The organism is Ohtaekwangia sp. (genome assembly GCF_036786105.1).
Classification (GTDB): domain Bacteria; phylum Bacteroidota; class Bacteroidia; order Cytophagales; family Cyclobacteriaceae; genus Ohtaekwangia.
In genome coordinates, this window is record NZ_DAIQRQ010000011.1 from 35074 (window position 1) to 60332 (window position 25259).

Consider the following 25259-nt stretch of genomic DNA (forward strand, 5'->3'; position numbering starts at 1 on the left):
AACTTTAAAAAAATACTAACGAAAGTTAGTGGCCACGAAAAAAAATTAAAGTTCTTGCCTGGAATATTTGCCATTTAACAAACTTTTCCGTTTAATTTTGCATTTAGAAAAAACAATAAATAAAAACTGAATGATTTTCATCTAACGTTTCACTTAAACGCTTGAAAAGAAATTGAAAACATTGTTCACCATAATTAAAGCGGCTAAGGCTGCTTTCCAACCTGAAAGAACATTCCAGTTCTTATTCTCTGCCTGCATGGTGACCAGGCGACCCCGACCCGTACGCTTCGCGCGTATCTGATACCTCCATCATACAACTTTCATAGTTGAGTAACGTGATGTCAAGGACATTGCGTTTTTGTGCTTTTGGGCATAATTTCTTTAACAGGGTCATTTTAAATCGAACAACATTGGAAAATCATAATATCATTGTCAGACTGGCTACAGTTGACGATAAACATTACGCAGAAACCATCACGAAGGAGATGGAAGAATCTGCCAAAGCGCGAGGTACCGGTATCGCCAAGCGTTCACCTTCCTATATCGAAATGAAGATGGAAGAAGGTAAAGCCATTATAGCTGTTACAACGGACGGTACATGGGTAGGCTTCTGCTATATTGAAGCCTGGGAACATGAAAAGTACGTTGCCAACTCTGGTCTCATTGTGTCGCCTGCTTTCCGTAAGACAGGTGTTGCCACAGAGATCAAACACAAAGTATTTAACCTGTCGCGGCAAAAATATCCGCACGCAAAAATATTCGGACTCACTACCGGTCTCGCGGTAATGAAGATCAACTCCGACCTCGGGTATGAGCCCGTTACCTATTCAGAGCTCACCAACGATGAAGAATTCTGGAAAGGCTGCCAGAGCTGTGTGAACTACGAGATACTGATGAGCAAGGGACGGAAGAACTGTATGTGTACCGCCATGTTGTTTGACCCTGTAGAAGCAGAGGCGAAGATCAAAGCGGCTGCAGCACGTGCACAGGTTCAGCAACCGGAACCTGCCAAGGCCGCCACCGTGGTAACTCCGGAAGGTGAGCTGGTAACGCAGCGCCATCGTCAGTTCAAAGGTAATTTCAAACTGTTCGAGCGATGGGTTCGCTTCAAGCAATTCGTGCTCCTCAAGTCTTTCCGCAAGAGAGATGAAGGTAATGATACCGGAGCGCGCTCTGATAAAAAATCACTACTGAGCTTTTTCTTCTTCTGGTAACACAGGAGAAAGTAAATTAATATACACAGAGCCAGGAGCTATACAGATGCACTTGTAGTTTTGTGTAGAGACACTATGTCTGCCGTGCATCAGGGCGGCACGCAAGCGTATGCACACATCACACCGCAGCTTGCTGCAGAACTCTAAAGTCTTAAAAATTAAAAAAGGAGATGAGTAAAAAGAAAGTCGTATTAGCATTCAGCGGAGGTCTTGATACTTCCTATTGTGTAAAGTATCTGGGCGAAGAAAAAGGATTTGAAGTCCACACTATTACAGTAAACACCGGAGGCTTCGATGAAAAGGAGATCAAAGAGATCGAGGCACGTGCCAAGAACCTCGGTGTGGCTTCGCATAAAACAGTAGACGAGACCAAGAACTACTACGACAAGGTTATCCGCTACCTCATCTACGGAAATATACTCAAGAACAATACCTATCCGTTGAGCGTAAGTGCCGAGCGCATGTCACAGGCATTGGCCGTAGCCATCTATGCAAAAGAACTGAAAGCGGATGCTGTTGCTCACGGCAGCACCGGGGCGGGTAACGATCAGGTTCGGTTTGACATGATCCTGAATATACTTGTGCCCGGCATCGAGATCATTACTCCCATCCGTGAGTTGAAATTATCGCGCGAAGAAGAAATTGCTTTCCTCAAATCGAAAGGCGTGCAGATGAATTTCGAGAAAGCCATGTACTCTGTAAACAAAGGTATATGGGGAACATCGGTAGGAGGAAAAGAAACACTGAAGTCACTCGGCATGTTGCCTGAAGAAGCGTGGCCGACACAAGTGACCAAGACCGGAACAGAAACGGTAAAGCTCACCTTCGAAAAAGGAGAGTTGAAAAAAATAAACGACAAAGCATTTAACCATCCGGCAGATGCCATTCAGCATTTGCAGGCGATAGCAGGCCCTTATGGTATAGGAAGAGATATACATGTAGGCGATACCATCATCGGTATAAAAGGTCGCGTAGGCTTTGAAGCTGCAGCGCCGATGCTCGTATTGAAAGGTCACCATGCTTTGGAGAAACACGTGCTCACCAAGTGGCAGCTTAGCTGGAAAGATCAGCTTGCACAGTTCTATGGCAACTGGCTGCACGAAGGTCAATACCTGGACCCGATCATGCGCGACATTGAGGCATTCCTCACCAGCTCACAGCAAAATGTTACCGGTGAAGTTTCCATTCAACTGCACCCATATCGTTACCAGATGTTGGGCATAGAGTCACCATACGACCTCATGTCATCCAGGTTTGGTAAATATGGTGAAATGAACCTCGGCTGGACGGGTGATGATGTGAAAGGCTTCACGAAGATATTCGGTAACCAGACTGCTATCTATCACCAGGTGAAAGAAGATGTTGATAAAGTTTAAAGTTCAATGTTCAAGGTAACGTTGAACGTTAAACTTTGAACTTTAAACCATAATCTCAAAAAGATAGTAAACATGAAAAAAATACATGCTGGCATCATCGGTGGTGCAGGATATACCGGAGGTGAAACCATTCGATTGTTGCTGAATCACCCACAGGCAGAACTGGTATATATTCATAGCCGAAGCAATGCCGGCAATCCATTATATACCGCGCATCCGGATCTGCAAGGTGATACCGAACTGAAATTTACCGACACACTTCAACAGGATGTTGATGTGATCTTTCTCTGCCTCGGACATGGAGAGAGTAAAAAATTTCTGCAGGAGAATCCCATTGATGCCGGGATCAGGATCATCGATCTAAGTCAGGATTTCAGATTGGGTGAATCGATCAACGGAAGGTCGTTTGTATATGGATTGCCGGAACTGAATAAAGAAGCAATCCGTAAAGCTGAAAATATAGCGAACCCCGGCTGCTTTGCCACCGCGATACAATTGGGCCTATTGCCATTGGCGAAAGCCGGTATACTCAAAGAAGTATTTGCTACCGGTATAACCGGCTCCACCGGTGCCGGCCAGAAGCTGCAGGATACAACACACTTTACCTGGAGAGCCAACAATATATCTGCCTATAAAACGCTTACCCATCAGCATCTGAAAGAGATAAACCGCTCGTTGAAGCAGCTGCAAACAGGCTTTAGCGATGCGATCAATTTTATACCCTGGCGTGGCGATTTCACCCGCGGTATATTCGTTAGCTCCTGCATTACAACCGATAAATCGCTGGAAGAAGTAACAAAGCTCTACAAAGATTTCTACAGCGATCATCCTTTCACCATCGTCTCAGACGATACAGTAGACATGAAGCAGGTAGTGAACACCAACAAGTGCCTGATCGGTATCGAGAAAGAAGGCGACAAGATCGTAGTACACTCCGCCATCGATAACTTATTGAAAGGAGCCTCCGGCCAAGCCGTTCAAAACATGAACCTCATCTTCGGCCTGGACGAAACCACGGGTATAAAACTAAAAAGTATAGCATTCTAAACCATTAACCCAATACGGCTAGCAGCTAGTAGCTCGAAGCCAGCAGCTAAACAATGAAACTATTCGACGTATACCCCCTCTTCAACATAACACCTGCTAAAGCGCAGGGCTCGTGGCTTTGGGATGACAAGGGTGAAAAATACCTGGATCTTTACGGAGGACATGCCGTGATCTCCATCGGTCACTCGCATCCATATTATGTAAAGTCATTAACCGATCAATTGAACAAGATCGCGTTTTATTCCAACTCCGTTCAGAACCCTATACAGGAACGCCTCGCAGAAAAATTAGGGCAGCTCTCGGGGTATGAAACCTATCAATTGTTTCTGTGTAACTCCGGAGCGGAAGCAAACGAGAATGCATTGAAGCTGGCCTCATTCGTTACGGGGAAGAAAAAAGTTATCGCCTTTAAGAAGGCTTTTCATGGAAGGACATCTGGAGCGGTAGCCGCTACCGATAATCCTAAAATTGTGGCACCGTTCAATGCAGGGCATGATATTGTGTTTGTGCCGATGAACGATGAAGCAGCCTTTACAGCTGCGTTGGATGATACCGTAGCAGCCGTGATCATTGAAGGTATTCAGGGAGTAGGAGGTATACAACTACCAACGGATTCGTTCCTGCAATTCCTCGAACGCAAGTGTAAAGAGAAGGGCGCTATATTTATACTGGATGAAATTCAATCCGGCTACGGACGCACGGGTAAATTTTTTGCGCATCAGCATGCAGGCGTAAAGCCGCACATCATTACCACAGCAAAAGGTATGGGTAACGGATTTCCGATTGGAGGCGTATTCATTCATCCTGACATCAAGCCATGGAGCGGTATGTTGGGAACAACCTTCGGAGGAAATTACCTCGCTTCGGTAGCAGGGCTTGCTGTGTTGGAAGTAATGGAAAAAGAAAATCTCATTTACAATGCAGCGGTGCAGGGCGATTACTGGATATCCAGATTAAAAACATTTGGCTTGAGCGATGTGCGCGGACGCGGGCTGATGATCGGCTTCGATCTGCCTGAGGAAAAGAAAGCGGTGCGCAACGACCTGCTCCTGAAGCATAAGATATTTACCGGTGAAGCAAAGCCAAACACCATTCGGTTGTTGCCTTCACTGGCATTGACAAGAGAAGAAGCCGATATATTTTTAACCGCATTGACTGAAGAACTGAAATGAAAAATTTTATTTCCGTTAATGATGTAACCGACATTGATGGCCTCGTTGCCAGGGCGCTTGACTTTAAAGCAAATCCATTGATGAGCCAATCGCTGGGAGCCAACAAGCGCATCGGTTTATTATTTCTTAATCCCAGCATGCGTACTCGCCTCAGCACGCAGATTGCAGCAGAGAATCTGGGCATGAAGGTAATCGTGTTTAATGTAGGGCAGGATGGCTGGGCACTCGAGTTCGAAGATGAAGCCATCATGAGTGGTAACACCGTAGAGCACGTGAAGGATGCTGCTCCCATCATGGGTAAATATTTCGATGTGCTGGGTATACGCACGTTCCCATCATTGCAGAATAAAGTTGATGACTATAGCGAGCTATACATCAACCAGTTTATAAAATATGCCGGTATACCGGTGCTGAGTCTGGAGAGTGCTACGTTGCATCCATTGCAAAGCCTTACCGATATTATTACGATTCGGGAGACGTTCAGGGAGAAGCGTAAGCCTAAAATTGTATTGACATGGGCACCACACGTAAAGGCATTGCCGCAATGTGTAGCCAACAGTTTTTCGCAGTGGATCAATGCCTGGGGAGAATCTGATTTTGTAATCACACATCCCGAAGATTATGAGCTGGACGAGAAGTTTACCAAAGGTGCATCGATCGAACTCGATCAACAGAAGGCATTGAAAGATGCAGACTTCGTATACGTAAAGAACTGGAGTACCTATACCGACTACGGAAGAATATATTGCAATGACCCTTCGTGGATGTTAACTAATGACAAGCTGCGATTAACGAATAACGCAAAGGTAATGCACTGTCTTCCGGTGCGGAGAAATGTTGAGCTCAGCGATGAGATACTTGATGGTGCCAACAGCGTAGTAACACAGCAGGCTTCCAACCGCGTGTGGGCTGCACAGGCAGTGTTGCATGAGTTACTGCAGAATAAAAAATGAGCAACACGACAGGCATGAACAAACTTTTCATTATCAAGATTGGTGGTAACGTACTGGACAATCCGGCAGCGTTGAGTTCTTTTCTGAAAGATTTTGCTTCGATTAAAGAACCCAAGATATTGATTCACGGTGGCGGTAAGATTGCCACACGATTAGGAGAACAACTGGGTATAGAATCGAAATATGTGAACGGCAGAAGAATCACCGATGCGCAGACGCTGGATGTGGTAACGATGGTATATGGCGGACTGGTGAACAAACAAATTGTGGCTACCTTGCAAACACTGGATTGCAATGCGATGGGCGTTACCGGAGCCGATGGAAATCTCATCAAAGCTGTAAAGCGTCCGGTGAAAGATATAGACTACGGTTTTGTGGGCGATATAAAAGCAGAAGGTGTAAATACAGCTTTGCTATATTTCCTGCTGAAACAAAATATAGTGCCGGTATTTGCACCACTCACCCATGCTGAGGGTTCGATGCTGAACACCAATGCTGATACAATTGCTTCGGTGCTGGCGGTAGCACTGAGCAAACATTTTGACGTGCGCCTCATTTTCTGCTTCGAGAAAAAAGGTGTACTCATGGATGTGAACGACCTGGGTTCGGTAATCACACATTTGCCGCGCAAGCGTTACGATGAGCTGTTACCCAAAGGCGTATTTGCCGATGGTATATTGCCGAAACTGGAGAATGCTTACGCAGCAATACAATCGGGAGTGAAGGAAGTATTGATAGGCGAAGCAACAGACCTGCTAAAGAATACAGGGCAGGTAACGGAAGGAACATTGATAACTTTATAGGAGCTGCTATATTCGGAAAGTTGACAAGCGGAGACGGTAATCCGAAGTTAAAAGTTCGCAGCTTAAAGCTACATAGATTATGGATTCATCATTATACGAAAAGGCTACCAATCTGCTGATCAAGTTCATTGCTGTTCCCTCGTTCAGCAAAGAGGAAGATGAAGTGGCTTCGGTATTGGAAGAGTTTTTTGAAAAGGAACGCGTACACTCATACCGCAAGGGGAACAACGTATGGGCCAGGAACCAATACTTCGATCCCGCCAAGCCAACCGTATTGTTGAATTCTCACCTCGACACTGTAAAACCCAATCCGCAGTATACACGCGATCCTTTCAAACCCGAAATCATCGATGGTAAATTATATGGCCTCGGCAGCAACGATGCCGGAGGGCCGCTTGTATCGCTGATCGCTACATTTTTACATTACTATCCGCAGCAGAATCTGAAGTATAATGTGATGCTTGCCGCTACGGCAGAAGAAGAAATATCCGGCACGGGTGGTGTGGAAAGCATCTGGTCATCATTACCTCCGGTTGATTTTGCCATTGTGGGTGAACCAACGCTTTGCCAGATGGCGACAGCAGAGAAAGGATTGATGGTGCTGGATTGTATAGCGCGTGGCAAGGCAGGACACGCTGCACGCGAAGAAGGCATTAACGCTATCTATGAAGCACTGCCGGATATAGAGTGGTTCCGGAACTATAAATTCCCCATTGTTTCGAAAACACTTGGGCCAATCAAGATGACCGTAACCATCATCAATGCCGGTAAGCAACACAATGTGGTACCCGCAGAATGTCATTATACCGTGGATGTTCGCGTTACGGATGCTTATAGCCTGGAAGAGTTGTTGGAGGAGATCAGGAAAAATGTGAAGAGCGAGGTATCGCCACGTTCCCTGCGGATGCGTCCGTCTGGTATAGCAGAAGATCATCCGCTGGTGAAGGCTGCGATTAAGCTGGGTATTGAACGATATGGTTCGCCTACTACATCCGATCAGGCATTGATACCAGCCCCTTCCATAAAAATGGGCCCGGGCGATTCTGCACGTTCTCACACTGCAGACGAATTTATCTATGCAGATGAGATCCGGAAGGGGATTGAAACCTACATCAAAGTGCTCAATGAAGTGATTCTGTAGTCATGAAAGATACTGCACTGATCGTAATCGATGTTCAGAACGGTATAGATGAGGCAGCGCATTGGGGCGGGAATCGAAATAATCCGAATGCTGAAGAAAATATAGTGTTGCTGCTGCAAGCCTGGCAGGAAAAAGCACTTCCGATTGTTATTGTGCAGCATTGTTCGGTTTCACCAACATCTCCGTTTCGTCCGGGCTATAGAGGGAACGATCTGAAAGATATAGTCAAACCTTTTGTTTCTGAAAATATATACCGGAAGTCCACAGCGAATGCGTTTATAGGAACACGCCTGCAGCAAACATTAGAAGCACAAGGTATAAAAGAATTGGTGATAACAGGCTTTGTTACCAACAACTCGGTGGAAGCTACTGCACGCATGGCAGGTGAAATGGGTTTTAAAACAACAGTGGTTTCAGATGCTACCGCTGCATTTGATAAAATGGCGATCGATGGCACAAAGTATACTTCACACCAGGTTCACACTTTATCACTGTCCAACCTGCAAGGTGAATATGCTTCCATCCGTACAACAGCGGATGTATTGACATCGCTGACGATATAAGTACAATAATTGATCAAAGAAATTTCGTATGAAACTCTGGCAAAAAGACAAGACATCGCTCAAAGAGGTAGAAAAATTTACCGTAGGGAGAGACCAGGAAATGGATATGTACCTGGCTCCGTTCGATGTACAGGGTTCGCTCGCACACATTACCATGCTTGAATCGATCGGACTGTTGGAGAAGCATGAACTTGCCATTCTATCAGCAGAACTGAAGAATATATATAGGCGTATAGCGTCCGGAGATTTTAATGTGGAGGATGGTGTAGAAGATATACACTCACAGGTAGAGCTTGAGCTTACAAAGAAGCTGGGCGATGTAGGAAAGAAAATTCACAGCGGTCGTTCGCGTAATGACCAGGTGCTGGTGGATATTAAGCTTTATCTGCGCCATGAGATCAGGGAAGTTACCAGTGAAGTAAAAAATCTGTTTGATTTATTGCAGACACAAAGCATCAAGTATAAAGATCACCTGTTACCGGGCTATACCCATCTTCAATTGGCTATGCCGTCTTCATTTGGTCTATGGTTCGGAGCGTATGCCGAGAGCCTGGTAGATGATGTTATTACCTTACAGGCTGCGTATCGGGTGGTGAATAAAAATCCGCTCGGATCTGCGGCAGGATATGGCTCTTCTTTTCCGCTGAACAGAGCACTTACTACCAGACTCCTGGGATTTGAAGACCTGAACTACAATGTAGTGTATGCACAAATGGGCCGTGGAAAGACCGAGCGGATCGTGGCTTCTGCGTTATCCAACATTGCTGCCACCTTGAGTAAGTTATCGATGGATGCGTGTTTGTTCCTGAATCAGAACTTCGGATTTATCAGTTTTCCGGAAGAGCTCACTACGGGTTCCAGCATTATGCCGCACAAGAAGAACCCGGATGTGTTTGAGTTAGTACGGGCACGTTGCAACCAGATGATGGCGTTGCCGAATGATATAGCAATGTCAACAGTAAATTTGCCTTCCGGCTATCACCGCGACATGCAGTTGCTGAAAGAAATTCTGTTTCCAGCTATACAGCGATTGAAAGATTGTTTGCGCATGGTTCAATTGATGCTCTCGAACATTAGCATAAAAGAGAATATACTGGCGGATGAAAAGTATAAATTTCTTTTTAGCGTAGAAGAAGTGAACAAACTTGTATTGGCAGGCACGCCTTTCCGGGATGCATATAAAAAGGTTGGAATGGACATTGAGAGAGGAGATTACTACCCACAGACAACAGTGCATCATACGCATGAAGGCAGTATTGGTAATCCTGGCACTGAAGCTATTGAGGCGATGATGAACCAATCGCTGGCATCATTTCAATTCTCGGATGCTGATACAGCGATAGCGAAATTGCTATCATAACATCTGAATTTGAAAAAATTGCCCAAGCGCTACTGGTCAGATCGGATCAGCAGCGCTTTTTCTTTTTATAGCCTTGTGGTGTTTGTAGAATTTAATCAGCGATTTATAGCTTCGTTTTTGAAGCAGCTAGTCAGCCACGGCATTTAGTATACATCTTTGCAGAATGCAACAGGCATGGTTTTTACCCAATCGGTTAAATCAACCAACGCTGCATGAACTTAATCAATACTTCCACAACCCGAAGGAAATTTATTCAGCATGTTTCCGGTGCTATCGGAACTTCACTGTTTGCATTTTCTTCCTCACTGACTGCAAATGGATTTGCTTTTGGAGAAGAAACATCTTCAGCCGCTGTTGAAACACAGGAGCCTTCAAAACAATTGGGAGTCGCGCTGGTTGGGTTAGGGCAATATAGTACGGAGCAACTTGCTCCGGCTCTTCAGGAAACCAAGCGGTGCAAGCTGGCTGGTATTGTTACGGGTACTCCTGAGAAAGCTGAAAAATGGAAGAGTAAATATAATCTTGCTGACAAGAATATATACAACTATCAGAATTTCGATTCGATCAAAAATAATCCGGATATAGATATAGTATATGTCGTGCTGCCCAACGCCATGCATGCGGAGTATGTTATACGCGCTGCAAAGGCGGGGAAACACGTGATCTGTGAAAAGCCCATGGCGGTTTCTGTAAAAGAGTGTGAAGAAATGATCAAGGCTTGTAAAGATGCCAACCGGCTATTGTCGATTGGTTATCGGCTTCATTTTGATCCCTATAACCTCACCATGGCCGAGTTGGGCACGAAGAAAACGTATGGTGAAATAAAACTCATCACCGCCCGTCATGGTATGGATATAGAACCGAATGTATGGCGATTAAATAAGAAGATGGCGGGTGGTGGCCCGCTGATGGATGTAGGTATATATTGTGTGCAAGGAGTGATATATACCATGGGTAAAACCCCTATAGCGGTTACTGCTGCGGAAGGCCCGAAGACAGATATGAAGAGGTTTAGCGAAGTAGAACAATCGCTGACATGGCAATTTGAATTTCACGGCGGAGCCATTGCAAGCTGTGAAACCAGCTATGCCGAAGAAATGAATTTTCTGCGTGCCGATGCTGAACGCGGGTGGTTTCAGTTGGAGCCGGCGTTTGCCTACAAAGGTTTAAAAGGAGAAACCAGTACGGGTAAACTTGATCTGCCGCATGTAAATCAGCAGGCATTACAGATGGATGATTTTGCAAACTGTGTGTTGCAGAATAAAAAAAGTAAAGTGCCTGGAGAAATGGGGCTTCGGGATGTCAAAATATTAATGGCTATATACGAAGCTGCGCGAACAGGCAAACGAGTTGAATTGACAAACCTTTAAAATGTAAAATGCTATGAGAAAGAATAGATCAAATTCCGAAAGCAAAGAAAGTAAACGTAAAGAGGAGAGTAAAAAGCTTCCGGGAGAATATCCGCCAGGTGAAGACATCATGAATCAGGCGAATGACATAGAACGCGTACACGTAGACCTTGATAACCTCAGTCTTTCGAGGGCTACATCGGCAGAGGTTGTGCAGGATTCTCCCGGTCGCCCGCTGAACAATGAGTCTGATCTGACGGAGGAAGATAAGGAAGCACTTGGGCCCAAAGATTTAAGTCTTGATATGGGCGATGACGAGCAATTGAAACACCGCAAGTGGCCGGTGGATTTCGCAGCGCGCGATCTGGATATACCGGGCAGTGAGCTGGATGATCGCAATGAGTCTATAGGCTCCGAAGATGAAGAAAACAACTCCTATAGTCTCGGAGGCGACCGCCAGGAAAATCTGGAAGAAGATCCAATGCGATGATACAAGAATAATGGCAGTATAGAAATAATATAAGCTATCCGACTTACCTGCAGAGATAGTATGTCTGCAGTAAGTCAGATAGTATACATAGTAAAGCAAGATTAATATGAAACACAATGTAACATCAGATGAACAGCCGGCCGGTACACTGGTTGCCTCTGTATCAAGCATCACAAATGTTAATCCGGCAGAGCGTGCTATTTCTGTAATCAGCGGAATAGCCTTGGCGGTTAATGGTATACGACACTTTAATCAGGGTAAAGGTATATCTTCTCTTCTGGGAGGTGCTTATCTGCTGGCGCGTGGTATAAGCGGATATTGTGTGGTGAATGCGTTGCTCCAAAAAACCAAATATGCACGTGATGGTTTTCCCCAGGCAACCGGAACATTTAAGGTAGTTGCAGAAAATTGAAACAGTTGCATCAAGAAAGAGATACAATCGGATGAGGCGAATGAGTATGAGAACAATATTGTTATTTTTTATAGCGATAGTAGCGGGTATAAATTCGTTACAGGCACAGGTAAGTGACTCCAGCCAACGCACAGAAAGCAGAAGACCTACCATCAATCAGAGTCAGGAAAAGCCAAGCACGAAGGAGATGCTGGAGATCGAGCTGAATAAAAACAGGGATAAAGGAACGCGGGCAGATACATCAGCCGCGAAACAGGGAACAAATACGGGCAGTGCGAAAAACGTAAAGGATAAAACGCAAGGTGCATCCAATATACCTGCGTTTGATGGAGGCGCAAGCTCGGCAGGTTCTCCCAGCGAATTATCAGGTGACAACGGAAAACAGCGCGATGGTACCAATACCGTGCAACGAAGTTCCTATAATATGGCAGGTTCACCACCACCGCGCAGAAGTGCGCGTGCCGGGAATTCCGAAAAGGCAGGAAAGGAACCCGTTTCAAAAACAGATGTTTCAGAAAAATCAAAAGATAAAACCGGGAAGGATAAAAAAGTAGAAAGTAAAGACAAGAAGAAATCAGATACTGATAAAGACGAGAAGAAAAAGTCAAAGAAGAAGGCGAAAGATTGAGGGTTGGTTAACTCGTAAAACTTGATGATTTTTGCGGCGGAGTCTAATTATATGCAACCGCAAACCATTCTATACATCATTCTTGCTATCAGTACGATCAGTTACATTTTTGATCAGGTATTGGATTACATCAACCTGAAATCACAGCGTGACGAGATTCCGGATGAAGTAGCTGCGTTCTACGATCGTGAGAAGTATATACGCTCACTCCATTACCATCGCGACCTTACTAACTTTTCATTTATTACTTCGGCATTTAGTTTCTTCCTTTCAGTAACGATGCTGGTAAGCGGTGGCTTCGGCTGGCTGGATAGTTTGCTGCGGAATGTTATTGCCAATGAAATAGTGTTGGCGCTTGTATTCTTTGGTGTGATCATGATCGTTTCAGATATACTTACCTTGCCGTTTCAATGGCATCGCGTATTTGTTATCGAAGAAAAGTATGGCTTCAATAAAACCACGCTCAAAACATTTATAGCCGATAAGTTGAAAGGATATATACTGGGGGGATTAATAGGTGGTATACTGCTGGCGGTACTGATCTACCTTGTAGAAACAATGGGCACTGATTTCTGGATTTGGTTTGCCCTGATTGCCTGTACATTTGTGCTGCTGATGAACATGTTCTATGCTTCGGTGATCTTACCTTTATTCAATAAGCTTACGCCACTGCAGGAGGGTGAGTTAAAATCGGCGATCGAAGCATTTGCGAAGAAAGTAGATTTTCCATTGGACAATATTTTTGTGATCGATGGATCAAAGCGATCCAGTAAAGCCAACGCTTTCTTTTCCGGTATAGGAAAGAAAAAGAAGATTGTATTATACGACACGCTCATTGCGAATCATACTACCGATGAGCTTGTTGCTGTGCTGGCGCATGAGGTAGGGCATTTTAAGAAAAAGCATATTGTGTGGAGCTATGTATTGTCTGTTATTCAGATCGTGTTTATGCTCTTTGTGCTTTCGCAGATGATCTTTAACGCCAATTTGTCCATTGCATTGGGTGGCTCACAACAGGCTATACATTTGAACCTTATTGCATTTGCCATCCTGTTTTCACCTGTATCGGGTATAACCGGATTACTGATGAGCATGCTGAGCCGTAAGAATGAGTTTGAAGCCGATGCGTATGCGAAGCAAACCTATAACGGCGGCGCGCTGGCTAATGCACTGAAAAAATTATCTGTAGACAATCTGAGTGACTTGTATCCGCACCCGTTGTATGTATTTTTTCATTATTCTCATCCACCTTTATTAAAGCGCCTGGAAGCGATTAAATAAAGCTGCTGGCATCAGGTTACGAGCCGTTAGTCGTGTGAGGGTAGGAGTTACGGTTTGTGTTTAACTAAACCGTGGCGATGGATTGGTAATTATCACTCATAAATAAAAAAGCCACTCCGGTAGAAGTGGCTTCTTATAATCAGATATATCTGTGAATTAATCGCGGTACATTACTGCTTTCACTGCCTTTACAGTCTTTTCTACGTTTGGCAGAATAGCCTGAATCAGCGTGGGAGCGTAAGGAAGCGGTACATCGAGGCTGTTTACACGGTAAACAGGAGCATCGAGGTAATCGAAAGCATGGCGCTGTACGTGATAAGAGATCTCAGTCGCGATGGATGACAAAGGCCACGCTTCTTCTACCACTACAAGGCGGTTTGTTTTCTTAACAGATTCTACCACCGTAGCGTAGTCAATTGGACGTACCGAACGGAGGTCTATTACTTCTGCAGAGATACCTTCTTTCTCCAGTTCAGCAGCTGCAGCAAGAGCAACTTTCATGATCTTGCCGAATGATACGATGGTAACATCTGTACCAGCTCTTTTTATATCTGCAACACCGATAGGGATAATGTATTCCTCAGCAGGAACATCACCCTTATCGCCATACATTACTTCAGACTCCATGAAGATCACCGGATCGTTGTCGCGGATAGAAGCCTTCAAAAGGCCTTTGGCATCGTATGGATTGGAAGGAACCACCACTTTCAAGCCGGGACAGTTCGCATACCAGTTTTCAAAGTTTTGTGAGTGTTGCGCTCCCAATTGACCGGCATTACCAGTAGGTCCGCGGAATACCATCGGAGCGCTGTATTGTCCACCAGACATAGAATATATCTTGGCAGCAGAGTTGATCACCTGGTCGATCGCTACCAGCGAAAAGTTAAAGGTCATAAATTCTACCACCGGACGCAGTCCGTTCATGGCGGCTCCTACACCGATACCAGCAAAGCCAAGTTCTGAAATAGGAGTATCGAGAACACGGTCGGGTCCAAATTCTGCAAGCATTCCCTGGCTTACTTTATAGGCTCCGTTGTATTCGGCAACCTCTTCGCCCATCAGCACTACACTGGGGTCTCTGCGCATTTCTTCGCTGAGGGCCTCGCGCAAGGCCTCTCTAAACTGGATTTCTCTCATGTCGGTATTTTGAAAAGCGTGTAAAAATAGTATCCGGGGGTGGATTGGGCAAATAAAAAACCCTTCCGAATGTACGGAAGGGTTTCCCTATTGTTATTCCAATGAGGTTACTACTATTTCAATGCGTTTCTGAAAGATTCAGTTGCTGAGAATTTAGCGAATTCGAGGTCGCTCAAAGCAGCTTCTTTCAGCGATGGATCGATTTTCACAGCATCTGTCAGGTGACTAACCACACCGTCTGCCTGACCTAATCTTGCAGAAGCAACCGCTGCACCATAGTGAGCAATTGCCAGGTTGCTGTTCTTGCCAATAGCTTCATTGAATGAGGTAATAGCATTTTGGTAGTCTTTATTCAACACTTGAGCAAGACCTTTGTTGAAGAGGTTATCAGCGTTATCTGTTGCGTTAGATTCAGAGCTAACAGCCGCAGCATAGTTAGCTTTTACGATTTCAGTAGCACCTTTTACACCGTTAACACCAGCGGCGTTATCGCCTGTGAGGCCAGCGCTAAGCGCTTTGCTCGCATGGTTGTAAGCAGCGTATGCATTGCCTTTCAACAGGGCAACTGAGGCCAGGTTGGCTTCTACTTCCGGAGCATCGTTCAGTTTAGAAGCGATGTCAAGCTGAGCCTGAGCTTTGTCTGCCAATGCAGCTGCATTGCTAGGGTTCTCAATAGCCTGAGCGATGTATACAGCGCCTAAGTTGTTGTGTGCATTCCAGTTAGAACCTTTCTTCGTAGCCGCTTCGTAGATGGCAGCTTTCTCGTCCAGTGAAGGAGTGAGAGTAGCAGCATACATCAGTTCCTCGAATGAAAGTGTATCTGCACTTACAGAATTCTGAGTAATCTGTTTTGCCAATACAGAGATCTCTGCATCCGTTTTCTTGTCTTTCACAACAAGGATTTCAGTTTTAGCAGTTCTCAGTTTAGGATATACATCTTTGAAAACTTTCTTGTAAGTCTTCAGTTTCTTCATTTGCTTCTCCTGATCTTCGAAAGTACCACCAGCGTTGATGATGTTCAGGTATTCAGCTTTCTCTTCGGAAGAGATGCCAGTATAACCTTCGAGTTCAGCTTTGAATTGAGTCCAGTCCTGGATTACAGGCTTCAGAATGAACTGGATAGAATCAGCCTTGCCTTTGTAATCGTACTTCTTCATTTCCTTGCGGTAAAAAGCTTCGATAGCAGCGGCACGATCTGGAGACAATTTGCTGTTGATACGCTCAGCACCTTCAGGAGAGTGGGTACCAGTGATAGTTACAGTACGGGTAGCGTTCTTGGAAGCGATGAAAGCATCCAGTTGCTTGCCTTTTGTGCTCTTGATCTCAGATGTTCTGAGAACAGATTTACCTTGTTCGAATATGAAATCAGGAATCACCACCGGAACGAGTTCTTCCTGGTTGTTGTAGCCGTGACCTGCATAAGCGGCGTAGAATACAGGCTTAACAAGTTTAGAGGTAGTAATTACTCCTGTTGCAACAGGCATGCGGGGAGATGCCTTAGATTTTGTGCCTTTAGAAGCAACGCCTTCAACTTCCAGAGTACCGGTTTTCATGGCAGGCTGGTAAGGGAAAGAGAAGCTCTTGGTAACTTTAGGCGCTTCGGTCTTGCTGTTTGGATAGTCTTCAGCTTTGAATGGAATAGGATCCAGAGCAAGTTCTTTATCGCCATACTTATAGAAGCTGTTTACTGTATAAACAGTGCCTTTCTTCAACATCTTAACAGGAAGGTTAGCAGCCATTTCGAAGGCTACTGTGTCTTTGTGAACTTCCAGCGGATTGGGTGTAACAGTGAGCTGCTGATCCTTGGCCATTTTTACCATCTTGGGCAGCGTACAGCCCGCGAGGGTCAACGCACCGAAGACCAGACATGAGTAAACTACTTTTCTCATTGGATTGTGGTTTATTGTTTGATTTTAACAGGTTGCAAAACTATACTTATGTGTATTTTTTTGCAATTATACTCAAAAAAATAAGATGCGGGGGGTAATAATAAGGCTATGAGGCTGTTATATTTGTAAGCCGGATTTTTGTTCGATAAATCAACTTTTTGGCAAGTTGAAAGTTTAAATGTGAAGCTAGTATGAACCAAATAACCGATAAAATCCAGCATTTCTTTGAAAGACAGGCTTTCGGAGTATGCACACATCTGGGAGAGAAGCTGGGTGTAGCAACTTCCAGTATACGATTATTCTTTATTTATACATCCTTTATAACGTTCGGATCACCACTGATCGTATATCTTTCCCTGGCTTTTGTAATGAATATGCGCAAGCACCTGCGAAAGCGTAAACCTATCTGGGATTATTGACCGATCTTTCGCTTTTTGAGAAGGAAGAAATCTATAATAACAGAGCCCTGGTATATAGCCGCGCGACTATATTCAGGGTATTGGCATTGTAATGCCTTCCGCTTTTTTACTTCGCGGCCCAGATTAAATATAAAATCGCGGTGAGCTTTCAATACGGCTATAGCATTGGAAGCCTTGCCCGTAACCAGATACATCACGGCCGCGAGCCAGTCGAGCGCTATACGCAATGGCAGCTTATAGAGCAGTTCCTTGTCATCAAAGTGTTTGAAGATCAGGAATAGTCCATTCCGGAAGTTGAGGTATGTTTTTCGGGGATTATCATATCCCAGGGTTCCGGCTCCAACATGATATATAGTGCTATATCCGCAGTAGTGTACCCATTGGCCGGCACGTTGCAATTTCCAGCACAGGTCGATCTCTTCCATGTGAGCAAAGAAATCTTCATCAAGACCATTGAACTGGTGATAGGCTTTTGCGCGGATCATGAGACAAGCCCCGGTTGCCCAGAAAACTTGTCGCTGATCGTTATACTGTCCCTGATCTTCTTCAACATAATCGAAGATGCGCCCGCGGCAAAACGGATAGCCCAGTGCATCGATAAGTCCTCCGCCTGCACCTGCATATTCGAACTGATGTTTATGATGATAGGAGAGTATCTTCGGATGTACGGCCGCTACATCGGGTTTTGTATCCAATAAATTAATCAGGGGGGTAAGCCAGCCTGGAGTTACTTCTATATCAGAGTTGAGAAGAACATAATAGTCAGCATCTATAAGCTGCAGTGCCCGGTTATATCCACCACAAAAACCATAATTGCTATCCAGCCTGATAATTCTTATAGATGGAAACTCTTTTTCCAGCAGAGCAATTGAACCATCAGTGGATCCGTTGTCAGCTACAATAATCTCGGCTTCCCGGGAGTATGTGATGACGGAAGAGAGAAACTGTTGCAGCAGTCTCTCTCCATTATAGTTTAGGATAACAACAGCGGTGCGGCTCATCCCATCAGACCGCTAAGATCTAAACCCGGGATGTTGGGTAGTAATCCTTCTGTACTTTTGCGTAACTCTTCTTTTGCCAGTATCTCTGCTTCTTCAGATGCTTTGTTAACAGCAGCAACAATCAGATCTTGCAAAATTATTTTGTCATCGCTTTTCAAAAGCGATGGATCAATATCCAATGCTATCAATTGTTTTTTACCGTTTACTGTAGCTTTCACCATACCTGCCCCGGATTCACCCTGCGCGTGAACTTTTACTAAATTATCCTGAGCTTCTTTCATGCGGGCCTGAACTTCTTTCATCTTGCCCATCATTTTCATCATATCAAACATAGGTGCGGAATTTAAATACGGATATAAAATCACAAACGCCAAAGGTACAAATTGTATTGGCGAATTACGAAGCGTCATGAGCATACGCAGCCTAACTACAAAGAGATTATTTTTTGTGGATGAGGAAGAAAGAACCAGATCGATCGAAGCTTCTGCCGGCAAAGTCAGTGATCTTTGCCCGGAACACATACGTTGCTTCAGGCATGAGCACGCCTCTGTAGGTGCCATCCCATCCGGAGTGAATATCATCGGTGGTATACATCATCTCTCCCCAACGGTTGAATATCTTCATTTCGAATGATGATACAAACTGGCCGATCACAGAGAAAGTATCATTAAGGCCATCGCTATTGGGAGTGAACCCTGTCGGGTAAAAAAGATTAGGCTGTTTGATGAGTTCCAGTTCATTCGAAACAGATTGTGTTACAGTGCCATCATTGGCATACGCGTAAATGATATACAGGAAAACCTGGTTGGTAAGATCAGCGAGGTCTTTATCCTTATAAGAAGTGTTCGTACCGTTATCTATAGTGCTGAGCAGGTCTCCGTTACCGTTATACTTTTCGATCGTGTAGTTCTTTACTCCGTTTGCCCAGCCAGTATACGGAGTCCAGGTGATGTTGATAGTATTGTCGCCTTCAACATTGCCTGTGAGTGCAACCGGACAAGCTTCCGGGCTTTGTGCACTTTTATTTTTACAGGCATCAATATATTGTATTCTATAACAGGTGCTTGAGCCTGAGGTATAGCTGTTGTCGGTGAAGGTTGTCTGATCGGTAGTTGTAAGCGGAGTATAATTTCCGTTGGCTGATTTCAGGAGTGTGTATTCGGTAGCGTTAAAGGCAGGATCTTGTATCCACGTAAGCTGTACTTCGTTGCCTGCAGGATTTACAACGGCACTGATATCTTTTATGGCCGTAGGTATATCTGTTGAAATAGCCGTTAGTGATTTAATAAGCGAAAGGCTTTTAACATTATTCGGATAATCGGCCTGTAATTGATAAGTATATGATGTGCCGCAGACTATATTTGTATCTGTATAGCTTGATTGCGTTGTGGGTAAAGTTGGCGTAAGCGCAGTGCTATTCTTCACTACCATAAAATCTGAAAGTGGATGTGTTCCGGAAGCTGCCGCAATAGCCCATGAAAGTTTATTCTGGTTGTTCTGCGCAACAGCATCGAATTTAAGGCTACAAATGGTGGACGAATTAGCTGCTATTGTGTTGGCGCACGGATCATTGGTATCAACACGAAAGCAGTAGTAATTATTCTCCGGTCGTATGTTGGGGATGGTCTCTGTAAGCGTGGTGGCCGATGGGCTATATATAGTTTTATACTGTTGGAAACTGGCCGCATTGTTGGTGCCGATCATGAACTTGTATTGAATGGACGGATCGGAAGCAAAATCAACTTTTACAGAGGCCGCATCCACAACCTCTACCTGCGAAATAGCTGCCGCTGGCAATGTGCTCGCTACCGTTACGGGTAGTGTATTACTCACACAGTTATCGGCAGTGCCGGGACCGTTGTAGCCGCGCACGGATACATTGCGTGTACCCGCTGAGGTATAATTATGGACATCGCTTGCCGCGTTGGCGGCTTTTGTTATTTCTGACGAAGCATCATTATAGTTAAAGATGTAGTATGCGTATTTACTTTCGGTAACTTTAACAGATACTTTATTGCCGTTACAGGAGTACGGCTCGAAAGCGGGGGGAGAATTTTCTGTAACGGAAACAGGAATACTATCGTTATCGACTCCTGTGGTGGAGTAAATTATTTTGAGCTTAAAGTTACCGGCTGTAGGATAGTTTGCTATATCTCCACTCACAAATGGCTGCGCAGGGCGGCCATCACCATAATCAATTACGCAAAATATACCACTTGTACCACAGGCAGGACTTACGTTGTGAGTTACTTTAATATTCAAACCAGCACATCCCTTTACCTCATCAACCGAGAATTTATTATTCGCACTACTATACTGGCACCACCCTTTCCAGGAGATGAATATATTAATCAGAATAAAGATGATGGCCTTACCTCTCATGCAGGAAAATTAACCTGGAATTTCTTTAAAAATATTTCCGCTTTTTGAATGTCGTTGTGCAACACACGGTCATCTTCCATAAACGGTACATGTTCACGGAAAGTATGAACAAATTCCTCCAGGTCGGGAGAAGTTTTTAAGGGTCGGCGAAAGGTCAATGCTTGCGCTGCTGTGATCAGCTCAATCGCCAGAATCGAGTACAGGTTATTCACAATCCGGTATGCTTTGGTAGCAGCATTGGAGCCCATGCTTACATGATCTTCCTGCCCGTTGGACGATACGATCGAATCAACGGAAGCAGGTGTTGCCAGTTGTTTATTCTGACTTACCAGTGAGGCGGCTGTATATTGCGGAATCATCAGTCCTGAATTTATACCCGGATTCGCTACAAGGTAATTCGGCAGGTCACGTACACCGGAAATCAACTGATACGTTCTCCGCTCCGAAATATTACCGAGTTCAGCTAATGCGATGGATAGAAAATCCAGTGCCAGTGCCAGCGGCTGACCGTGAAAATTACCGGCAGAAATGATCATGTCATCGTCCGGGAATACATTGGGATTATCGGTTACGCTGTTAACTTCCGTGAGTATAACGTTGGTAACGTAAGCAATGGCATCAGCGCTTGCACCATGCACCTGCGGAATGCAGCGAAAAGAATAAGGATCTTGTACGTGCTTCTTCGGTTGCGCAATCAGTTCACTTCCTTCCAGTAGCTTTTTTATTGAAGCAGCTACCTGGCCTTGTCCTGTTTGAGAGCGAATGGCATGCACTTGTGGAAGATAGGGTTCTATCCGTCCATCAAATACATCCAGCGAAAGCGCACCTATCATATTGGCAAGATGCATTAACCGGTGGGAGTGCAGCGTACACCATGTTCCATAGGCACTCATGAACTGCGTGCCATTCAGCAGGGCGAGCCCTTCTTTCGCCTGGAAATGTATAGATGGCCACTGAAATTGTTGATTGACTTCAGCTCCGGATTTTCGTTTTTGTTCGTGGTATACTTCACCCAGGCCAATTAACGGCAGCGACAGATGTGCCAGCGGTGCCAGGTCGCCCGATGCACCGAGTGATCCCATTTCATAAATCACAGGCAACACGTTTTCGTTGAACATGGCCAGCAGTCGTTCCGTTGTAACGAGTTGTACTCCGGAATATCCATAGGCCAACGACTGTGCTTTCAAAAACAGCATCAGCTTTACAATTTCTCGCGGAACTTCAGGGCCGGTGCCGCAGGCGTGCGACTTTACAAGATTCTCCTGTAGCTTCTCAAGCTGATCGTGAGAAATATGCCGATTATATAACGAACCAAACCCCGTATTGATGCCATAAATGGGCTGCTGCGATATCGCTAGCTTATTATCCAGGTACTCGCGGCATCGTACTATTTTTTGTTTGGCATCTTCCGATAACTGCACCCTCATTTTCCCCGACAGTATACCTGACAGATCGTGCAAGTTGAGTTTCTTATCGGAAATAAAATGAATGGGCATTCGTTTATAGTTTGGTCCAGGTTTTACGTTTAAGATTCAAAGTTCAATGTTGACAAGGATGCATAGCATCAAACATTAAACTTGTGCTTTAAACTTTTAACTTAATTTATGAATAATCTGATCGATGGTTAATTTTTCCTGTTCGCCTTTGGCCATGTCTTTGAATGGTAATATACCACTCTTCACTTCTTCGGAACCCATAACGATGGTGTATGGTATACCTTTTTTGTTGGCGAAATCAAGTTGCTTCTTGAGTTTCGATTGATCAGGGTATATTTCTGCTGCTATACCAGAATCTCGCAGTTTGGTGAGTATACCTAATCCATAATGAAAACTCTCATCATCAAAATGGCAAAGTAATATTTTAGAGGATGCATGTGCATTTTTCGGGAATAACTGCAGTTCTTCCATGGCATCGTAAATTCGATCGACTCCGAATGAAAAACCAACACCGGAAAGATTCTCCTTGTCACCAAATGCTTTTGTAAGGTTGTCGTAGCGACCACCGCCACTTACGCTTCCGATGCTTACATGGTTGATCTTTACTTCAAAAATGCACCCGGTATAGTAGCTTAGTCCGCGGGCTAATGCTATATCAAAATCTACATGTTCTGTAGTGGCTCCATAACTTTTCAGGATGTTGAGCACTTCCTGTATATCGCGGAGGCCTTTCATGCCATGTTGTGTGGTGTCGAGATGTGCTGCCAGGAAGGCGATCTTGTTGATGACCGAACCCTTTACACTAAGAATGTTGAACAGTGCCGTGAGATTTTGCTCTTCAAATCCTTTTTCGCGCAATTCATTTTTAACGCCTTCTTCTCCAATCTTGTCGAGCTTATCAATGGCTACAAAAAGAGAAGTTTCGTTAACAGCTTTGATATGTTCGGCTATACCCGAAAGTATACCTCGATGGTTGATTTTGATACTATAGTCTTGAATGCCGAGTTGTTTGAAGACTTCTTTGATCATCAGAATGATCTCGGCTTCGCAGATGAGTGAGTCGGTTCCTACAACATCTGCATCGCATTGATAGAATTCGCGGTACCTTCCTTTTTGCGGGCGATCTGCGCGCCACACCGGCTGTATCTGGTAGCGCTTGAATGGAAAGCTTACATCGTTTCTATTCATGACTACATATCGGGCAAATGGAACCGTGAGATCATAACGCAACCCTTTTTCAGAGATATCGAAGGCTATCTGTTTTGAGTTACGGGCTTCAAGTCTTTGAACATCGATGTCTTTTAGGAAGTCCCCCGAATTAAGTATTTTGAATAACAACTGATCTCCTTCCTCGCCATATTTTCCTGTAAGGGTAGACAGGTTTTCCATAGCCGGAGTTTCGAGAGGCTGGAACCCGTATTTCTGAAATACCTTTCTGATATTATCGAAAATAAATTGGCGTTTGGCCATAACAGTGGGGCCAAAGTCGCGTGTTCCCTTAGGTAATGTTGGTTTTTCCATAATTCTGGGCGCAAAGCTAAACAGGAATTTGAGGATTTGAAGAGGTCGCCTTACGCTGATTTTATTGTTTTCAATACTATGGAGCGGAATGCACTGCAACGCTTACCTTAGGCAAAAAGGGGTATGGAAGAATATTAAGCATCCCCTTTTATGGTTTTTGGAGAATTTTACCTTTGTGAGAAATTATTTGTAATTTCAAACCGTTAGCGAGTTATGAGTGGTCATGTTATGAGTATTAATCAAATTGAGTTGTATAATTTATTGAAAAGCAGATTAGGCGACCGCGAAGCAAAAGCTCTAGTACAATTTGTATCTGAAAGCGTATCAGAAAAGATGGAAGCACAACGAATTGACCTGGCAACAAGAGAAGATGTAAAGGGAATAGAACTTGCTATGAAAGGTCTTGAAGTGAAGATAGAAGCCGGCTTCAAAGACCAGTTAAAGTGGTTGATCGTGCTTATGATGGGCTTTTCTTCGCTTATTCTGGCGTTAGTGAAATTTCTTCCCTTAATTAATTCATGATTTGAATTAAAAATTTTTAACACTACATTTTGCAAATCTGTAAAACGCGGTTATTTTTGCGCTCCTTTTAAAGAAAAAGTGCCATGGCTGTAACAAGACTTAAGAGAAAAAACCGCAAGGATAAAGCAAAATCGGCAGTAAGACGCCAGACGCTGAAGATTCAGAATGCTAAGCCGGTTATTAAAAACGTAGATATCGAGAAGGTTAAAGAAGAATTCAAAGCAAAAGCTGAGAAGAAAGCTTAATCTTATTTCAGCATAACAAGAAGCCCTGTGCGAAACGTACAGGGCTTTTTTGTTTTCCTGCGGAATAGTAAATAGTATTGAACCCGTGAGGCAGACTCACCACTAACGCTAATGTTTTATTCATGCACCTGGTAAACTGGAACGTAAACGGAATACGCTCAATCATCAAGAAAGATTTTCTAAAAGACGTTAAAGAAATGGATCCTGATATTCTATGCTTTCAGGAAACAAAGGCCGCAGTAGAAGAAGTACGCTCTGCGCTCGAGTTATTGCCGGGCTATCATACCTATATTAACTCTTCCAAGGCCCGAAAGGGATATTCAGGTACGGCTATACTTTCGCGGGAGGAACCGATGCAGGTAACGTACGACATGGGAATCGAGGAACATGATCAGGAAGGGCGCGTTATAACAGCAGAGTACCCCACGTTTTTTTTAGTAACCGTGTATACCCCTAACTCCGGAGAAGGGCTCGCCCGTCTCGACTATCGTGAGCGCTGGGATAAAGAGTTTACCGAATACCTCAACTGGCTTAAGCGAAGAAAGCCTGTTATTGCCTGCGGTGATTTTAATGTGGCACATCAGGCCATTGACATAGCAAGACCAAAGGAAAATTACAATAAATCAGCCGGATATACGCAGCGGGAGATTGACGGGTTTACGCGATTGCTGGAAACTGGTTTCATCGACACCTTCAGACGTTTTTATCCTGAAGAAGTCAAGTATACATATTGGAATTATCTCTTTAACGCCCGTACCAAGAATGTAGGATGGAGGATTGATTATTTTCTCGTGTCAGAATCGCTGATTGCTAATGTGAAAGATGCTGCGGTATATAATCAGTACCTCGGTTCGGATCATTGCCCGGTAGCTTTAAAAATTGAATTATAGTATATATCCGGCTTACATAAAAAGAGCA

Annotated in this window: 25 protein-coding genes; 18 read left to right on the forward strand and 7 right to left on the reverse strand. The window is 44.4% G+C overall.

Annotated features, from left to right (window positions below):
• The first annotated feature begins 410 nt into the window (after positions 1-410).
• The 14 genes from V7Q33_RS07545 (at position 411) to V7Q33_RS07610 (ending at position 13789) form a co-directional block, all read left to right on the forward strand.
• Positions 411-1214 (forward strand): GNAT family N-acetyltransferase, encoded by an 804-nt coding sequence (locus tag V7Q33_RS07545; protein ID WP_333819444.1) that lies wholly within the window; start codon positions 411-413, stop codon positions 1212-1214.
• 170 nt (positions 1215-1384) lie between these two features.
• Positions 1385-2590 (forward strand): argininosuccinate synthase, encoded by a 1206-nt coding sequence (gene argG / locus V7Q33_RS07550; protein WP_331977209.1) that lies wholly within the window; start codon positions 1385-1387, stop codon positions 2588-2590.
• A 72-nt stretch (positions 2591-2662) separates the two neighbouring features.
• Positions 2663-3637 (forward strand): N-acetyl-gamma-glutamyl-phosphate reductase, encoded by a 975-nt coding sequence (gene argC / locus V7Q33_RS07555; RefSeq protein ID WP_333819446.1) that lies wholly within the window; start codon positions 2663-2665, stop codon positions 3635-3637.
• A gap of 53 nt (positions 3638-3690) precedes the next feature.
• On the forward strand, positions 3691-4809 hold the full coding sequence (locus tag V7Q33_RS07560) for an aspartate aminotransferase family protein (protein ID WP_331977205.1): 1119 nt from the start codon (positions 3691-3693) through the stop codon (positions 4807-4809).
• Entirely contained in the window at positions 4806-5762 is a 957-nt protein-coding gene (locus V7Q33_RS07565) for an acetylornithine carbamoyltransferase (RefSeq protein ID WP_331977203.1), read from the forward strand. Before V7Q33_RS07560 ends, V7Q33_RS07565 begins: the two co-directional genes overlap by 4 nt.
• Positions 5759-6565, forward strand: a complete 807-nt coding sequence (gene argB / locus V7Q33_RS07570; protein ID WP_331977201.1) for an acetylglutamate kinase — start codon at positions 5759-5761, stop codon at positions 6563-6565. Before V7Q33_RS07565 ends, argB begins: the two co-directional genes overlap by 4 nt.
• A 79-nt stretch (positions 6566-6644) precedes the next feature.
• The gene (locus V7Q33_RS07575) at positions 6645-7706 is read left to right on the forward strand and encodes a M20 family metallo-hydrolase (RefSeq protein WP_331977199.1); all 1062 of its coding nucleotides are present in this window, start codon (positions 6645-6647) and stop codon (positions 7704-7706) included.
• A 2-nt stretch (positions 7707-7708) separates the two neighbouring features.
• Entirely contained in the window at positions 7709-8269 is a 561-nt protein-coding gene (locus tag V7Q33_RS07580; protein ID WP_333819447.1) for a cysteine hydrolase family protein, read from the forward strand.
• 28 nt (positions 8270-8297) lie between these two features.
• Entirely contained in the window at positions 8298-9629 is a 1332-nt protein-coding gene (argH, locus tag V7Q33_RS07585; protein WP_331977195.1) for an argininosuccinate lyase, read from the forward strand.
• Between the two features lie 212 nt (positions 9630-9841).
• Positions 9842-10999: a Gfo/Idh/MocA family protein gene (locus V7Q33_RS07590; protein WP_333819448.1), complete on the forward strand. Its 1158-nt coding sequence runs from the start codon at positions 9842-9844 to the stop codon at positions 10997-10999.
• A 13-nt stretch (positions 11000-11012) separates the two neighbouring features.
• Positions 11013-11468 carry a hypothetical protein gene (locus tag V7Q33_RS07595; RefSeq protein ID WP_331977192.1) on the forward strand — a complete coding sequence of 152 codons (456 nt, stop codon included), beginning with the start codon at positions 11013-11015 and terminating at the stop codon, positions 11466-11468.
• 106 nt (positions 11469-11574) lie between these two features.
• Positions 11575-11880, forward strand: coding sequence for a YgaP family membrane protein (locus V7Q33_RS07600; protein ID WP_333819449.1), 306 nt, complete (start codon positions 11575-11577; stop codon positions 11878-11880).
• 40 nt (positions 11881-11920) lie between these two features.
• Positions 11921-12508: a hypothetical protein gene (locus V7Q33_RS07605; protein WP_331977188.1), complete on the forward strand. Its 588-nt coding sequence runs from the start codon at positions 11921-11923 to the stop codon at positions 12506-12508.
• A 24-nt stretch (positions 12509-12532) separates the two neighbouring features.
• On the forward strand, positions 12533-13789 hold the full coding sequence (locus V7Q33_RS07610; RefSeq protein ID WP_333819484.1) for a M48 family metallopeptidase: 1257 nt from the start codon (positions 12533-12535) through the stop codon (positions 13787-13789).
• A 156-nt stretch (positions 13790-13945) separates the two neighbouring features.
• Here V7Q33_RS07610 and V7Q33_RS07615 read toward each other — a convergent pair whose 3' ends face one another.
• Both V7Q33_RS07615 and V7Q33_RS07620 read right to left on the reverse strand, forming a co-directional pair.
• On the reverse strand, positions 13946-14926 hold the full coding sequence (locus V7Q33_RS07615) for a pyruvate dehydrogenase complex E1 component subunit beta (protein WP_331977186.1): 981 nt from the start codon (positions 14924-14926) through the stop codon (positions 13946-13948).
• 113 nt (positions 14927-15039) lie between these two features.
• Complete coding sequence (locus V7Q33_RS07620) at positions 15040-16815, reverse strand: tetratricopeptide repeat protein (protein WP_331977184.1); 1776 nt, start codon at positions 16813-16815, stop codon at positions 15040-15042.
• A gap of 191 nt (positions 16816-17006) precedes the next feature.
• Between V7Q33_RS07620 and V7Q33_RS07625 the strand changes: the two genes are divergently transcribed.
• Entirely contained in the window at positions 17007-17234 is a 228-nt protein-coding gene (locus V7Q33_RS07625; RefSeq protein ID WP_331977182.1) for a PspC domain-containing protein, read from the forward strand.
• On the opposite strand, the gene V7Q33_RS07630 is transcribed toward V7Q33_RS07625, so the two are convergent.
• From V7Q33_RS07630 to hisS, 5 genes are all read right to left on the reverse strand, one after another.
• On the reverse strand, positions 17228-18235 hold the full coding sequence (locus V7Q33_RS07630; protein WP_333819452.1) for a glycosyltransferase family 2 protein: 1008 nt from the start codon (positions 18233-18235) through the stop codon (positions 17228-17230). The genes V7Q33_RS07625 and V7Q33_RS07630 overlap by 7 nt on opposite strands.
• Positions 18232-18567, reverse strand: coding sequence for a YbaB/EbfC family nucleoid-associated protein (locus V7Q33_RS07635; protein ID WP_331977178.1), 336 nt, complete (start codon positions 18565-18567; stop codon positions 18232-18234). The genes V7Q33_RS07630 and V7Q33_RS07635 overlap by 4 nt, the downstream gene beginning before the upstream one ends.
• A 106-nt stretch (positions 18568-18673) precedes the next feature.
• Positions 18674-20617, reverse strand: coding sequence for a T9SS type B sorting domain-containing protein (locus V7Q33_RS07640; protein WP_333819454.1), 1944 nt, complete (start codon positions 20615-20617; stop codon positions 18674-18676).
• Complete coding sequence (hutH, locus tag V7Q33_RS07645) at positions 20614-22113, reverse strand: histidine ammonia-lyase (protein ID WP_333819455.1); 1500 nt, start codon at positions 22111-22113, stop codon at positions 20614-20616. Before hutH ends, V7Q33_RS07640 begins: the two co-directional genes overlap by 4 nt.
• Positions 22114-22209: 96 nt before the next feature.
• Positions 22210-23574 carry a histidine--tRNA ligase gene (gene hisS, locus V7Q33_RS07650; RefSeq protein WP_333819456.1) on the reverse strand — a complete coding sequence of 455 codons (1365 nt, stop codon included), beginning with the start codon at positions 23572-23574 and terminating at the stop codon, positions 22210-22212.
• A gap of 213 nt (positions 23575-23787) precedes the next feature.
• Here hisS and V7Q33_RS07655 point away from each other — a divergent pair, with 213 nt between their 5' ends.
• From V7Q33_RS07655 to V7Q33_RS07665, 3 genes are all read left to right on the forward strand, one after another.
• Positions 23788-24096 (forward strand): hypothetical protein, encoded by a 309-nt coding sequence (locus V7Q33_RS07655; RefSeq protein ID WP_331977171.1) that lies wholly within the window; start codon positions 23788-23790, stop codon positions 24094-24096.
• 83 nt (positions 24097-24179) lie between these two features.
• Positions 24180-24341 (forward strand): hypothetical protein, encoded by a 162-nt coding sequence (locus V7Q33_RS07660; protein WP_331977169.1) that lies wholly within the window; start codon positions 24180-24182, stop codon positions 24339-24341.
• Positions 24342-24463: 122 nt separating this feature from the next.
• Positions 24464-25231 carry an exodeoxyribonuclease III gene (locus V7Q33_RS07665; RefSeq protein ID WP_331977167.1) on the forward strand — a complete coding sequence of 256 codons (768 nt, stop codon included), beginning with the start codon at positions 24464-24466 and terminating at the stop codon, positions 25229-25231.
• Positions 25232-25259 lie beyond the last annotated feature (28 nt).

Excerpts from the sequence above, each read along its gene's own strand:
- V7Q33_RS07625 (WP_331977182.1), top strand. The coding sequence starts at position 17,007 with ATGAACCAAATAACCGATAAAATCCAGCATTTCTTTGAAAGACAGGCT.
- V7Q33_RS07655 (WP_331977171.1), top strand. The coding sequence starts at position 23,788 with ATGAGTGGTCATGTTATGAGTATTAATCAAATTGAGTTGTATAATTTA.
- V7Q33_RS07600 (WP_333819449.1), top strand. The coding sequence starts at position 11,575 with ATGAAACACAATGTAACATCAGATGAACAGCCGGCCGGTACACTGGTT.
- argC (WP_333819446.1), top strand. The coding sequence starts at position 2,663 with ATGAAAAAAATACATGCTGGCATCATCGGTGGTGCAGGATATACCGGA.
- V7Q33_RS07630 (WP_333819452.1), bottom strand. The coding sequence starts at position 18,235 with ATGAGCCGCACCGCTGTTGTTATCCTAAACTATAATGGAGAGAGACTG.
- V7Q33_RS07665 (WP_331977167.1), top strand. The coding sequence starts at position 24,464 with ATGCACCTGGTAAACTGGAACGTAAACGGAATACGCTCAATCATCAAG.
- V7Q33_RS07560 (WP_331977205.1), top strand. The coding sequence starts at position 3,691 with ATGAAACTATTCGACGTATACCCCCTCTTCAACATAACACCTGCTAAA.
- V7Q33_RS07595 (WP_331977192.1), top strand. The coding sequence starts at position 11,013 with ATGAGAAAGAATAGATCAAATTCCGAAAGCAAAGAAAGTAAACGTAAA.
- V7Q33_RS07635 (WP_331977178.1), bottom strand. The coding sequence starts at position 18,567 with ATGTTTGATATGATGAAAATGATGGGCAAGATGAAAGAAGTTCAGGCC.
- argH (WP_331977195.1), top strand. The coding sequence starts at position 8,298 with ATGAAACTCTGGCAAAAAGACAAGACATCGCTCAAAGAGGTAGAAAAA.
- V7Q33_RS07640 (WP_333819454.1), bottom strand. The coding sequence starts at position 20,617 with ATGAGAGGTAAGGCCATCATCTTTATTCTGATTAATATATTCATCTCC.
- V7Q33_RS07620 (WP_331977184.1), bottom strand. The coding sequence starts at position 16,815 with ATGAGAAAAGTAGTTTACTCATGTCTGGTCTTCGGTGCGTTGACCCTC.
- V7Q33_RS07615 (WP_331977186.1), bottom strand. The coding sequence starts at position 14,926 with ATGAGAGAAATCCAGTTTAGAGAGGCCTTGCGCGAGGCCCTCAGCGAA.
- hisS (WP_333819456.1), bottom strand. The coding sequence starts at position 23,574 with ATGGAAAAACCAACATTACCTAAGGGAACACGCGACTTTGGCCCCACT.
- V7Q33_RS07610 (WP_333819484.1), top strand. The coding sequence starts at position 12,533 with ATGATTTTTGCGGCGGAGTCTAATTATATGCAACCGCAAACCATTCTA.
- V7Q33_RS07565 (WP_331977203.1), top strand. The coding sequence starts at position 4,806 with ATGAAAAATTTTATTTCCGTTAATGATGTAACCGACATTGATGGCCTC.
- V7Q33_RS07605 (WP_331977188.1), top strand. The coding sequence starts at position 11,921 with ATGAGTATGAGAACAATATTGTTATTTTTTATAGCGATAGTAGCGGGT.
- V7Q33_RS07580 (WP_333819447.1), top strand. The coding sequence starts at position 7,709 with ATGAAAGATACTGCACTGATCGTAATCGATGTTCAGAACGGTATAGAT.
- V7Q33_RS07660 (WP_331977169.1), top strand. The coding sequence starts at position 24,180 with ATGGCTGTAACAAGACTTAAGAGAAAAAACCGCAAGGATAAAGCAAAA.
- V7Q33_RS07575 (WP_331977199.1), top strand. The coding sequence starts at position 6,645 with ATGGATTCATCATTATACGAAAAGGCTACCAATCTGCTGATCAAGTTC.
- V7Q33_RS07590 (WP_333819448.1), top strand. The coding sequence starts at position 9,842 with ATGAACTTAATCAATACTTCCACAACCCGAAGGAAATTTATTCAGCAT.
- argG (WP_331977209.1), top strand. The coding sequence starts at position 1,385 with ATGAGTAAAAAGAAAGTCGTATTAGCATTCAGCGGAGGTCTTGATACT.
- argB (WP_331977201.1), top strand. The coding sequence starts at position 5,759 with ATGAGCAACACGACAGGCATGAACAAACTTTTCATTATCAAGATTGGT.
- hutH (WP_333819455.1), bottom strand. The coding sequence starts at position 22,113 with ATGCCCATTCATTTTATTTCCGATAAGAAACTCAACTTGCACGATCTG.